The organism is Arthrobacter sp. ov118 (assembly GCF_900116495.1).
In the GTDB taxonomy this organism is placed as follows: Bacteria; Actinomycetota; Actinomycetes; order Actinomycetales; family Micrococcaceae; genus Arthrobacter.
The window spans coordinates 673,669-685,609 of sequence record NZ_FPAY01000001.1 but is presented as its reverse complement, the minus strand read 5'-3'; the positions used below and the strand labels follow the sequence as shown (position 1 = coordinate 685,609).

Annotated in this window: 10 protein-coding genes; 6 read left to right on the top strand and 4 right to left on the bottom strand. The window is 70.1% G+C overall.

Annotated elements, in window-relative coordinates; translation table 11 throughout:
* Position 1: 1 nt before the first annotated feature.
* Positions 2–478 carry a type II 3-dehydroquinate dehydratase gene (gene aroQ, locus BM372_RS03145; RefSeq protein WP_090951662.1) on the bottom strand — a complete coding sequence of 159 codons (477 nt, stop codon included), beginning with the start codon at positions 476–478 and terminating at the stop codon, positions 2–4.
* A 199-nt stretch (positions 479–677) separates the two neighbouring features.
* A complete protein-coding gene (acs, locus tag BM372_RS03140; protein ID WP_090952911.1) occupies positions 678–2,714 on the bottom strand; it encodes an acetate--CoA ligase in 2,037 nt (678 codons plus the stop codon).
* A 545-nt stretch (positions 2,715–3,259) separates the two neighbouring features.
* Here acs and BM372_RS03135 point away from each other — a divergent pair.
* From BM372_RS03135 to BM372_RS03125, 3 genes are read left to right on the top strand one after another with little or no spacing between them, the layout of a single operon-like run.
* A complete protein-coding gene (locus BM372_RS03135) occupies positions 3,260–4,687 on the top strand; it encodes a hypothetical protein (protein WP_090951659.1) in 1,428 nt (475 codons plus the stop codon).
* Positions 4,688–4,694: 7 nt separating this feature from the next.
* The gene (gene nth / locus BM372_RS03130) at positions 4,695–5,522 is read left to right on the top strand and encodes an endonuclease III (protein ID WP_090951656.1); all 828 of its coding nucleotides are present in this window, start codon (positions 4,695–4,697) and stop codon (positions 5,520–5,522) included.
* Positions 5,519–6,199 carry an NUDIX hydrolase gene (locus BM372_RS03125; RefSeq protein ID WP_090951653.1) on the top strand — a complete coding sequence of 227 codons (681 nt, stop codon included), beginning with the start codon at positions 5,519–5,521 and terminating at the stop codon, positions 6,197–6,199. Before nth ends, BM372_RS03125 begins: the two co-directional genes overlap by 4 nt.
* A 111-nt stretch (positions 6,200–6,310) precedes the next feature.
* Here BM372_RS03125 and BM372_RS03120 read toward each other — a convergent pair whose 3' ends face one another.
* Together BM372_RS03120 and BM372_RS03115 are read right to left on the bottom strand one after the other, a co-directional pair.
* Complete coding sequence (locus BM372_RS03120) at positions 6,311–6,499, bottom strand: YegP family protein (RefSeq protein WP_090951649.1); 189 nt, start codon at positions 6,497–6,499, stop codon at positions 6,311–6,313.
* Positions 6,500–6,641: 142 nt separating this feature from the next.
* Entirely contained in the window at positions 6,642–8,360 is a 1,719-nt protein-coding gene (locus tag BM372_RS03115; RefSeq protein WP_090951646.1) for a bifunctional 3'-5' exonuclease/DNA polymerase, read from the bottom strand.
* A 134-nt stretch (positions 8,361–8,494) separates the two neighbouring features.
* Here BM372_RS03115 and ssd point away from each other — a divergent pair, with 134 nt between their 5' ends.
* The 3 genes from ssd to BM372_RS03100 are packed head-to-tail and all read left to right on the top strand — an operon-like array spanning position 8,495 to position 11,930.
* Positions 8,495–9,664, top strand: coding sequence for a septum site-determining protein Ssd (gene ssd, locus BM372_RS03110; RefSeq protein ID WP_090951643.1), 1,170 nt, complete (start codon positions 8,495–8,497; stop codon positions 9,662–9,664).
* Entirely contained in the window at positions 9,661–11,001 is a 1,341-nt protein-coding gene (locus BM372_RS03105; protein WP_371261694.1) for a TadA family conjugal transfer-associated ATPase, read from the top strand. The genes ssd and BM372_RS03105 overlap by 4 nt, the downstream gene beginning before the upstream one ends.
* On the top strand, positions 10,998–11,930 hold the full coding sequence (locus tag BM372_RS03100) for a type II secretion system F family protein (protein ID WP_177235860.1): 933 nt from the start codon (positions 10,998–11,000) through the stop codon (positions 11,928–11,930). The genes BM372_RS03105 and BM372_RS03100 overlap by 4 nt, the downstream gene beginning before the upstream one ends.
* The last annotated feature ends 11 nt before the right edge of the window (positions 11,931–11,941 follow it).

The following is an 11,941-nucleotide window of genomic DNA, read 5'->3' as shown; positions in this document are numbered from 1 at the left end:
CTCAGTCCTTGTCCGCCTGCAGCCCGGCGAGGTATTCCACCGCGAAGCGGTAGCCCAGAATCCCGGCGCCCGCGATCACGGCCTCGCTGATGTCCGACAGGTAGGAATGATGCCTGAAGGGCTCGCGGGCGTGGACATTCGTGATGTGCACCTCGACCGTCGGCAGGGCGACGGCGGAAATGGCATCCCGGATGGCCACGGACGTGTGGGTGTAGGCGCCGGCGTTGAGCACGATCCCCACGGCTTTCCCGCGCGCAGCGTGGATGGCGTCCACGAGGGCTCCCTCATGGTTGGACTGGAAGCATTCGACGTCCAGCCCGTGCGCCGCGCCGGCGTCCTTGGCGAGTTGTTCGACGTCGGCCAGGGTGGCCGTCCCGTACTTCTCGGGCTCGCGGGTGCCGAGCAGGTTCAGATTGGGTCCGTTGAGAACCAGGAGGGTGCCGCGGCCGGCAGCGGTGGCGGGGGTGGCTTCAGTCATGTCTGCAAATCTATCGCGCTGCGGGCCCGCACGCGCCGTTCGTTACTGCCGATTGTGCCCGCCCGGGCAACGCTGACAGGCAGGCCCCACGACGGCGGCGCCGCGCCCACCGGTGGGGCGGCGCCGCCGTTGGCCCCTGCGACCGGTGGCCCGAACTATGCCGAACGATGCGGCTACTTCGGCCGGCTATTTCCGCTGGCTATTTTTTAAGGGAGCGTGCGATCTGCGACATGACGGTGTTGTCCGCCAGGGTGGTGGCGTCCCCGGGGTCGCGGCCTTCCGCGACGTCCTTGAGGAGGCGCCGCATGATCTTGCCCGACCGGGTCTTGGGCAATTCAGGGACCACCAGGATGGTTTTGGGCTTGGCGATGGGGCCGATCTCCTTGCCGACATGGTTGCGCAGCTCCTGGACGATCGCGTCGCCGGAGTCCACGGCGTCGCCACGCAGGATCACGAAGGCCACGACGGCCTGGCCGGTGGTCTCGTCCGCGGCGCCCACGACGGCGGCTTCGGCGACCGCCGGGTGGGAAACGAGGGCTGACTCGATTTCCGTGGTGGAGAGGCGGTGGCCGGAGACGTTCATGACGTCATCGACGCGGCCCAGCAGCCAGACATCGCCGTCCTCATCCTTCTTGGCGCCGTCGCCGGCGAAGTACATGGTCTCGAAGCGGGACCAGTACGTCTCCTTGAACCGTTCCGGGTCGCCCCAGATCCCGCGGAGCATGGCCGGCCACGGCTCGCGGATCACCAGGAAGCCGCCGTGTCCGTTCGGCACGGACTCGCCGAGCTCGTCCACGACGTCCACGGCGATGCCGGGCAGGGGCACCTGGGCGGAGCCGGGCTTGGTGGCCGTGACGCCGGGCAGCGGCGCGATCATCTGCGCCCCGGTCTCGGTCTGCCACCACGTGTCCACAATCGGGGCGGGGTTATCCTTTTTCTCGCCGTTCTTGCCGGCGTTGGCGCCGATGACGTCGCGGTACCACATCCAGGCTTCCGGGTTAATCGGCTCACCCACCGAGCCCAGGACCCGGATCGAGGAGAGGTCGTACTTGGCGGGGATGTCCTTGCCCCACTTCATGAAGGTGCGGATGGCCGTCGGGGCGGTGTAGAGGATGGACACCTTGTATTTCTCCACGATCTCCCACCAGCGTCCCTGGTGCGGGGAGTCCGGGGTGCCTTCGTACATGACCTGGGTGGCGCCGTTGATGAGAGGGGCGTAGGCGACGTAGGAGTGTCCGGTGACCCATCCGATGTCGGCCGTGCACCAGTAGACATCCGTTTCCGGGTGCAGGTCGAAGACGGCTTTGTGCGTGTAGGCGGTCTGGGTGAGGTAGCCGCCGGTGGTGTGCAGGATCCCCTTGGGCTTTCCCGTGGTGCCGGAGGTGTAAAGGATGAACAGCGGGTGTTCGGAGTCGTGCCCGACGGCGGTGTGCTCGGCCGACGCGGCGCCGACGGTGTCCGCCCACCAGTGGTCCCGGCCCTCGTGCCAGTCCACGTCCTGGCCGTTGCGCTTGACCACGACGACGTTCTGGACCGTGTGCCCGTCGCCGTCGCCGTCGCCCCGCGCGGACAGCGCCTCGTCGACCGCGGACTTCAGGGCGCTGGGCTTGCCCCTGCGGTAAGTGCCGTCCGCGGTGACCACCAGCTTGGCCTCGGCGTCATCGATCCGGGACCGCAGGGCGTCGGCGGAGAAGCCGCCGAAGACCACCGAGTGCACGGCGCCGATCCGGGCGCAGGCCAGCAGGGTGATGACGGCCTCGGGAATCATGGGCAGGTAGACCGCGACGCGGTCACCCTTGGCCACGCCGAGGGATTCGAAGGCGTTGGCGGCCTTCTTCACTTCCTCGGTCAGCTGGGCGTAAGTGTAGGTGCGGGTGTCGCCGGGCTCGCCCTCGAAGTAGATGGCCACCCGGTCCCCGTTGCCGGCCGCGACGTGGCGGTCCAGGGCGTTGTATGCGGCATTGACCTCGCCGCCGACAAACCACTTGGCGAACGGCGGGTTGGACCAGTCCAGCGCCTGGGTGAAGTCCTTGCTCCAGCTCAGCATTTCGCGGGCCTGCTTTGCCCAGAAGGCGGGACGGTCGGCGTCGGCCTCTTTGTAATCACCGCCAGTGACCACGGCATTCGCCGCGAACTCCTCCGACGGCGCGAAGCGGCGGTTCTCATGGGACAGGTTTTCGAAGGCGTCGCCGTGGGATGACTGCGTGGCGGTGGGGCCGGGTGTCTGCTGGGACATGGTGAACCTCATCATTCATCGATCCGTGCTGCGCGGACGTTCGTGTCGTCTCCGCACCGGGCCGCAGTCGCGGCGTCGGGCGGCGGCAGATCACGGCGGCACCGCAAGAGCTGTTCCTCGATAAACACTAATACGTGGGTGCGACTAAACGTGCGCCCCGTCACAAACAGCGCCGCGAGCGGCACAAACAGCGCCGTGACCGGTGCCTCTTGAGCGCCGGGGGGCTTCTTCGCCCGCGGGGGTCGCCCGCCAACACCGCCCGCTGCACGACGGCCGCACCGCCCGCTGCACGACGGCCGCGCCGCCGCTTCACCGCCGCTTCACCGTCCCCGAGCAGGCTCCTGCCCGGGCCCCCGGAACCATGAAATACCTGAGAATTCTGCTCTGGCCGGCCACGGCTTGTCAGCTAGTGATCGGCCATTCACTTGGCTAGGCTGAGATGAAGTTGTGACATCCGATGGAGGCGAGCAGACCCTTGGCGGTCCTGTGCTCGTCTGCCGTTAGGGGGCGCTGTCCAGAGTGCCGCCATGCTAAGGAGATACGGAATGAATGAGAAAGACAACGGCCAGCTCCGGGCGCCCGCCCAGAGCCAGGGCGCAACGGCACAGCCCGGGCCCGCCGGCTTCGGGGATGCGCCGCGCTTCACCGTGGACAAGAAAACCGCGAAGAATGAAGCTGTCCTGGGTCCCTTCACCAGCCGGGATCTCACCGTCTTTGGCTCCACGCTGCTCTTGTTCATCGCCTCCCTGATCCCGATGTTCGGCTTCGGCTACAACCTGTGGAACCTGGGCAGCCTGTTCTTCCTGGGCCTGGGAATCGTGCTACCGCTCATTGTCACCGCCTTGTTCCTGGCCCGGCGCCTCAGCCCGGCAACGAGGATCCGGATCGGATCCCTGTCGATCGACCAGTTCGCCTCCGTCGTAGCATCGTTCACCCTCGCCTTCTTCTTCCTCGCCGTGGCCGGTGCCTTCGAGCCGAGCATGCTCATCGCCCTCCTGGGTGCCTTGGGCCTTTTCGCAGCCACAGTGCTGGCCCGCTGGATCCCGTTCTTCGCCGGTGACTTCCTGGGCCGCGAGGAAACCCCGGCCCACGTCGCGGCGCGTGAAGCCGCTGTCCCGGTGCAAAAGCCCCGTGCCGCCAAGCCGGCGAAGGAACCCAAGGCGGCGAAGTCGACCGCGGCCGGCAAATCCGCGGCGGCGGCCTCCGGGCCGGTTGCAGGCCAGGCCACCAACCCCGCCACCGGCGGGCAGACGGCGGCACCAGCCGCAGCATCAGCAGCAACTTCACCGGCGGTGGCGTCGACCGGGTCATCGGCGGGTGCGACGGCGATCGCGCCGGCCACCGTCGTGGCTGCGCCGGAAACTCAGGTCTCCGGCGTGGTCCCGAGTGCCGGCACGGCCAGCGCCGCCTCAACTGGCCAGTCCGCGTCGACGGCGGCTGCAAGCCCGGCCCCGGCCGCATCCGCCGCCAGCCCATCCGCCGCCAGCCCGTCCGCCGCCAGCCCGTCCGCCGCACACACCCAGGCCGCCGGCGTCGCTGCTGGTGCCGCCGCTGCGGCGGCCGCCCCGGCCGCCCAACAGGCCCCGGCCGCGGAACAGGCCCCGGCCGCGGAACAGACGCAGGCGGCCCGCGTTCCGGCAGCGGAACAGACCCAAGCCGGCAGTGCCCCCACCACGGTCAACCCCCAGGTCCGGCCGCAGGAGCAAATTCAGCCGGAAGAGCCCATCGGCGCCACTGTCGACCCCGCCAGCAGGGCCGCGGAGGACGATGTCCACCCCGTGCACGAGGCCTTCTGGTTCGCCGTCGCCCAGCCCCGCACCGCCGTCGACGAACGGACCGGCGCACCGGCGTTCGTCATTGAACCGGGCGGCTGGGTCCTTGCCCTCGAGGACCGCGGCGGTGAGTTCCTGGTCCAGCACACGGACGGGCGGCTCGGCGTGCTGCGGGACCTCCGCAACATCGAACGCGGTTAGTCCACCCGTGACCTCGGACACCGGCAGCACCAGGCGCGGTGCCCCCCGGGCCTCAGGGGAGTCTCTGCTGGGGCTCAAGCGCCGCGCCCGCCGGATCAACCGGGCTCTCGCGGAGCAGTACCCCTATGCCCACGCGGAACTCGATTTCCGCAACCCGTTCGAGCTCGTGGTGGCGACCGTCCTGTCCGCACAGACCACCGACGTGCTGGTCAACCAGATCACGCCCCTGCTGTTCTCGCGCTATCCCGACGCGCGGCGGATGGCCGAGGCCGAACCGGCGGACCTGGAAACCATCATCAAGCCCACAGGTTTCTTTCGCGCCAAGTCCAGAAACCTCCTGGCGCTGTGCAACCGGCTCGTGGACGAGTACGACGGCGAGGTGCCGGGACGACTGGAGGACCTGGTGACGCTGCCCGGGGTCGGGCGGAAAACTGCCAACGTGGTGCTGGGCAATGCCTTCGGCATCCCGGGCATCACCGTTGACACCCACTTCGGCCGGTTGGCCCGGCGCCTTGGCTGGACGGCATCGGATGATCCGGTCCGGATCGAGTCCGACGTCGCCGAGCTGTTCGAGCCGAAGGACTGGACCATGCTCTCGCACCGCGTCGTCTTCCACGGCCGCCGCGTCTGCCATGCACGGAAGCCGGCGTGCGGTGCCTGTGCCGTCGCGAACTGGTGCCCCAGTTACGGCGCCGGCGAGACCGACCCGGAGAAGGCCGCGAAATTGCTGAAGTACGAACTCGCGCCGGGGCAGGAGGCGCTGCTCGCCCGGTTGCTGGCCGAGACGCACCGTGCCGCCGAGATCCGGATGGAATCGCAGAGGAAGCCGCAGTGACCGCACGCCAGGACCTCGTCGACCTCGTTGCCGCGGTGCAGGCGGGCACCGCGCCGGCTCCGGACCCGCGCTGGCGGGAACTCGCCGTCGAGCCCGGCGAGCGGGTCCGCAAGGCCGCCGTGCTGATGCTCTTTGGCGCGCTGGACAACGTCCCCGCGGCGTCCGACAAGTTGCTGGCGCCCGCCGATCTGGACGTCCTGCTGCTGCAGCGGGCCCAAACCCTGGACGACCATCCCGGCCAAGTGGCCTTTCCCGGCGGCGGCATCGACCCGGGGGAGTCGGCCATCGCCGCGGCCCTTCGCGAGGCCGAGGAGGAGACCGGACTGAACCCTGCGGGCGTGGACGTTCTCGGGACCATGCCTGAGCTGGCCTTGCCCCGGGGAAATTTCCTGGTCACCCCGGTCCTGGCCTGGTGGGCCGCCCAGTCGCCGGTCCGGGTGGTGGATTACGGCGAATCCGCGCAAGTCTTCCGGGTGCCGGTCCGGGACCTGCTGGACCCGGACAACCGGGTGATGGCGACGGTCAGCCGGGCGGGCCACACGTTCCAAAGCCCCGCGTTCACAGTCAACGGTGTGGTGGTGTGGGGGTTCACCGGGATGATTTTGAACCAACTTTTCGAACAGCTCGGCTGGGCCGTTTCGTGGGACCGCACCCGGCTGTACGGTGTTGACGTGTGAGGTTTAGTGCGGGGACCGGCCGGCGGCGACCTGCCGGCCGATCCGCTAGCTGGTCCCGGCGCCGCTGGCCGTCAGGCCGGCGACTCTGCGGCCGGGCCTGACGGCCACGAGCTAGTAGGCTGCGGAACTATCCACTACCAGGCCGGTCGCGGCGTTCTCGCGCACTGCGGTGATGCCCGCTGCTGCGCCTTTGATGGTGCTGAACAGCGGGGAAACGGCGACTACCGTTCCATCCGGCGCTGTCAGCCTGAAAAAGTAAGCTTTATCTCCAGCTTGGGCGATCTCAAACGTGCCTGACAAACGGGTGCCTCCCCAATTCCTTGCGTCGTTGCAATGCCCGGCGGAAACAATGGCAATGTGCCGGACTTTTTCGAGCCTAGCCGGGTGATGGAGCCCACACAACGCTACCGACGGGTACGTTACAGCCGGTGACCGAGGCCGCTCACTTGGCGGCGTCGTACGAGTCCACTACAGCCACGCTCACCGGAAATTCCACCGGAATGCGGCCAAACAGGAGTTCCTTCGCAGCATTTGCGGAGTCCTCGATTGCCCGGATACAGTCCGCGACGGCGTGTTCAGGGCAGTGGACCATCACTTCGTCGTGCAGGAAGAACACCGGTTCACCGGCGTCCCTGCCGTGCGCCCGCATGGCGCGCAACCGCCGTCGCAGTTCCGCGAGCCAGCAGGCCGCCCAGTCGGCGGCCGAGCCCTGCACCACGAAGTTCCGGGTGAAGCGGCCCCGCGAACGGGCGATCGAGTCGGCCCGGCGCTGTTCTTCGGCGGTGGTGGAGTGCTGGCTGCGGAGCCAGCGGTCCGACGGCGGCGGGCTGCTGCGGCCAAGGCGAGAGGTGACGGTCAGCCCGGCCTCGCCGTCGCGGGCGGCCTGCTCGACGAAGCCGACCGCGCGCGGATACGTCCGGGCGAGCTGGGGCATCAGCCGCCCGGACTCGCCCGTGGTGGCCCCGTAGATTGCGCCGAGGAGTGCCACCTTTGCTTTTGCCCGGTCGCCGCCGAAGCCCTGCGCGGCGATACCGGCGTAGAGGTCCTTGTCCCGGGCGGCCTCGGCCATCTTGGAGTCCTGCGCGAGGGCCACGAGCACCCGCGGTTCCAATTGCGACGCGTCGGCGACCACAAGTTTGTGGCCGGGATCGGCGTGGACGGCGCCGCGGACCTGACGGGGGATTTGCAGTGCCCCGCCGCCGCGCGAAGCCCACCGACCTGACACCACACCACCCACCACGTACTCGGGCCGGAACCTGCCGTTCTCCACCCACGTGTCAAGCCACGCCCACCCGTTGGCCGCGTGCAGACGGGCCAGTTTCTTGTAGGCCAGCAACGGCACGATCGCGGGGTGGTTTGATTCCTTCAACTCCCACTGCCGGGTGGACCTCACCTCGATGCCGTTGCGGTGCAGGGCACGCATCAGTTCCTGCGGGGAGTCCGGGTTCAGCGACGGCGACTGCAGCAGCAGCCTCAGCTCCGCTGTAAGCGCTTCGAGTTTGGCCGGCCGCTGGCCCGGAGCCGGCCGGGGGCCCAGCTGCTCCGCGAGAATCCGTTCGTGCAGTTCCTTACGCCACGGGACGCCGGCATGCTGCATTTCGGCGGCGATCATGGCTGCCGCCGATTCGGCCGCAAGCAGCAGCTGGAGCCGTTGGCGCCGGCGGTCGTCGGCAGCGGGGGCCGTGCCCGCCTGGCGAAGCGCCTCCTGCTGGGCGGCGTACTCGGTGCGAAGTTCCTCCAGTGACTGGCCGGAACGCGGGCCGGGGTCGGGGGCGTCGAAGAGCGCACCCTGCTCGGGCGGCGGGGCAGGGGGCTGCAGGGCCCGTGGCGGCTGGGGCAGTTCGTCGTCCTGCGTTAGCTTCTCGGCCGCCTGGGCATAGCCGGTGTGGGCGGTGAACTCGGAGTGCGCCAGGATCGAAGCGCACAGGCTGAGGTCGTAGCAGCGCTCGAGCTCCACCCCGGCGCGCAGCAGCGGGGGATACCAGTCCTGGGTGCGGTGCCAGATCCAGCGCGGGCGGCGTTCCTCGAGGCCGCGGACGACGACGGCGAGTTCGCCGCTGCTGACCACCCGGGGTTCCGGATTGGACGGAGCCGGAGCGCCGTCCGTCGTGAGTTCCTGGAGGGCCGCGCCGTCGGCGTGGGCGGCGAGCAGCAGGTACATAGGCTCAATTCTGCCCTGCCCGGCGCGTGCTCCGTGCCTGTTTAGCTCCGGCGGGCTGGCGAACCCGTCCGGCTTGTCCACATAGCCGACGACGACGGTTCCGTTGGCTCGGGCGGGACAGGCACAGTGGCAGCATGAACAGGCATCAGCACACCGGTCCCGGGAATTTGTCCGCGCGGAATTTGTCTCCGCGGAATTCGTCCCGGCGGGATTCGTCCCCGCGGACTTCGTCACCTCGGGATCCGGGCCCATGGATTCCCGGGGACTCCGCGGAAACCCTGCTCGTCACCGGTGGCGAGACGCTGCGCAACGAGGTCGAACGGATCGTCGCCGCAGCCGGGGGCCAACTGCGGACAGTGCGGGACGTTACCGACGCAGCACCGTTCTGGGACGACGCCGCCGCCGTGCTGGTTGGCAGCGACATCCGCGAGCTGCCACTGCGCAGGAGGGCGCCGGCTGTGTTGGTCGGCCTCCAGGGCGACGGGGACGGGCTGTGGCACCTGGCCGCGTCCATCGGGGCCGAACGCGTCGCGGTACTGCCAGACGCCGCCGCGTGGCTGGCGGAATACCTGAACCGGTCGCGGGCGCCGGAGCCTGGCGGGCTCGTTCTGGGGGTCACCGGCGGCTGCGGTGGTGCCGGAGCCACGACGGCCGCCATCTGGATCGCCCAGGCTGCTGCCGGCCTCGGCGCCCGGGTGCTCCTGATCGACGGCGACGCGGGCGGTGGCGGTCTGGAACTGGCGTTGGCCGCCGAGGATGTCCCCGGGCTCCGCTGGCCGGATCTGGCCGGCGTGAGCGGCAGCATCGACCCGGCACAGCTCGACGATGCCCTGCCGACGGCCGGCGGATTCTCGTTCCTATCCTGGCCGGGCACGAGGGAACCGGCCGGGGGCGTGGACGCGACCACCGTGGCGGGCGTCCTCGATGCCGCCCGGCGAGGCTGCGAGCTGGCCGTGGTGGACATCGGCCGGGGACGGGAGGCCTTGCGGTCTTTCGCCTGGGAATGCGACCGGATCGTCGTCGTTGTGCCGGCCAGGCTGCGGGCGGCCGTCGCCGCGGCCCGGCTGCTGCAGGAGCTCCCGCCGGTGGAAACCGTCCTGGTGGTCCGGGCCAGTCCCGGTGCCGCCCTGGATGGGCCTCTGATCGCGGAGTCCGTGGGGCTTCCCCTGTACGCAATCATGCCGGAAATCAAGGGTCTGCCCGCGGCAACCGAACTCGGCCGTCTTCTGGAAGCCGGCCGGCAGCGCGCTGCCCGGCGTTTCGCCGAGGTGTTCCTTGACCTGGACGGGGGCGACGACTGGTGAGTGCCCATGCGCCCGGCGAGCCCGCGGAACCGGAACGGTCCGCCCGGCGCGCTTCGGGCCGCCGCCGGATGCCGGGATTCGTCGACCAGACGTTGCTGGAATCCGTACGCGAGTCCGTCCTGGCCGATTCCGCTCCCGTCACCCCGGCACGCGTGGCGGCGGCCGTTCAGGCAAGCGGTCGGCTGCTTGGCACGGGCGGTGCCCTGGCCGCAGCGGAGAGCATCTCCGCCGAACTGAACGGACTGGGTCCCCTGCAACCGCTCACCCGGGATCCCGCGGTGACGGACATCTTCGTCAACGGGCCGGACACCGTGTGGCTGGACCGCGGCAACGGTCTGGAACGGGCGCCGGTGGTCTTTGCCGGGGAGCCGCAGGTCCGCGCCCTCGCGGCGAGACTGGTGGCGGCCGGGGGCCGGCGCCTGGACGACGGTTCGCCGTGTGTGGACGTCAGGCTCGACGGCGGCTACCGGGTGCACGCGGTCCTCCCGCCGATTTCCACGGCCGGGACCCTCTTGAGCGTGCGGATCCGCCGGGCCACGGTGTTCTCCATGTCCGAGCTGCGGCGCGATGGGATGTTTGGTGCCGGGAGCGCCGGCGGCCTGGTCCAGCCAGTGCTCGAACGCATGGTGGGGCGCCGATTGAGCTTCCTCATCAGCGGTGCCACCGGATCGGGGAAGACCACGCTGCTGGCGACCTTGCTGGGGTTATGCCACCCGGGAGAGAGGCTCGTCCTGATTGAGGACGCCGCTGAACTGAATCCGGTCCACCCGCACGTCGTGTCACTGGAATCCCGGCACGGGAACCTGGAAGGCGGCGGCGCCGTGGACCTCGGTGAACTGGTTCGTCAGGCCCTCAGGATGCGGCCGGACCGGCTGGTCGTGGGCGAATGCCGCGGCCCTGAGGTCCGGGAGTTGCTCCAAGCCATGAATACCGGGCACACGGGAGGCGGCGGGACCATTCATGCGAATGCGGCGGCGGCCGTGCCGGCCCGGCTAGCAGCGCTCGGAGCGCTCGCCGGCATGAGCCAGGACGCCGTCCGCCTGCAGGTGTCCAGCGCGGTGGAGGCCGTGGTCCATGTGGAGCGGACCGCCACCGGCCGCCAGGTGGCGAGCATCGGAATCATGGAGGCGGGGGAGTCGGGACTGGGTGTCACCGTCGCGCTGGAAGTACTCAAGGACCGGGTCGGATTCGGACCGGCGTGGCCCCAGCTGGCGGCCCGGCTCGGGCTGGCTCCCGGAACGGCGGACGGAACCACCCTCGGGTCTGGGGCGGACCGGTCCAGTGCGCGTCCGCCGGTTCCCGGAAGCGAGCCCCCGGAGTTCTGGGCAGCGCGATGACCGCCGTCCTGATCATGGCTCTGGCCCTGGCCATCTGGCTGGCCATTCCCTCCAGAGGCGCCGCAGACCGTCGCATCCGGAGGGTTTTGCCCGGCGCGGGAATGCCGGGTCCTGCACGCCATGGGCACCTGCGGTCCCGCCCTCGCGAGACTGGCCGCGGCGCCGTCCCGGAAAACCGTGCCTGGAGGGTCATCTCAGGTCTGGGCCGTTGGCTCGGTGGACGATCCGCCGGGCCGGGGACGGTCCCCATGACCGTCGTGGTCCAGCAATTGGCCGCGCTCTTGAAGGGAGGGCGGGCACCTGCCCGTCTCTGGGACGAGCTGTGGGTGCTCTACGGCGGGGAGGCCGCGCAGGACGCGGTCCACGGGGATGCCCGCATAACGGGCCGTGACGGGACCCACAGGCTGGCCGGGCCCGTTCTCGGAGCGGAGTCCTTGCCGATTCTGGCGGCCGCACGTGCGGCCGCCCTGCGCGGGTCTTCGGTGGCCGCGGCGATCCGCCACGCCCTGACCGGGGGGACAACCGGGCACCGGCCCGGCGCCGCCGCCCCACATGCGCCCGCAAGCGCCCGTTCCGGCCGTGACGGGCGGGTATGGGGCGAGCTTGCCGCGTGCTTCGACACCGCGGAGGCCAGCGGTTGCCCGCTGGCCGACGTCCTGGCGCGCTTCGCCGCGCACCTTGAGGCAGAGGACGACGCCGAGGCTGCCCGGCAGACAGCCTTGGCGGGGCCGCGCGCATCCGTCCGTTTGTTGACCTGGCTGCCGCTGTCGGGTCTGGGCCTCGGCCTCGTGCTGGGCGTGGACCCGGTGGCGACGCTCCTGGGAAAGCCGTGGGGTGTCTTGGCGCTGGCCGCAGGGGTAGTGCTCACCGCGGCCGGCCGGGTGTGGTCCTCCAGGCTCGTCCGGGCGGCGGCGGGGATACATCCGTGACTCCCCGGCCG

Excerpts from the sequence above, each read along its gene's own strand:
- aroQ (WP_090951662.1), bottom strand. The coding sequence starts at position 478 with ATGACTGAAGCCACCCCCGCCACCGCTGCCGGCCGCGGCACCCTCCTG.
- acs (WP_090952911.1), bottom strand. The coding sequence starts at position 2,714 with ATGTCCCAGCAGACACCCGGCCCCACCGCCACGCAGTCATCCCACGGC.
- BM372_RS03135 (WP_090951659.1), top strand. The coding sequence starts at position 3,260 with ATGAATGAGAAAGACAACGGCCAGCTCCGGGCGCCCGCCCAGAGCCAG.
- BM372_RS03115 (WP_090951646.1), bottom strand. The coding sequence starts at position 8,360 with ATGTACCTGCTGCTCGCCGCCCACGCCGACGGCGCGGCCCTCCAGGAA.
- ssd (WP_090951643.1), top strand. The coding sequence starts at position 8,495 with ATGAACAGGCATCAGCACACCGGTCCCGGGAATTTGTCCGCGCGGAAT.
- BM372_RS03100 (WP_177235860.1), top strand. The coding sequence starts at position 10,998 with ATGACCGCCGTCCTGATCATGGCTCTGGCCCTGGCCATCTGGCTGGCC.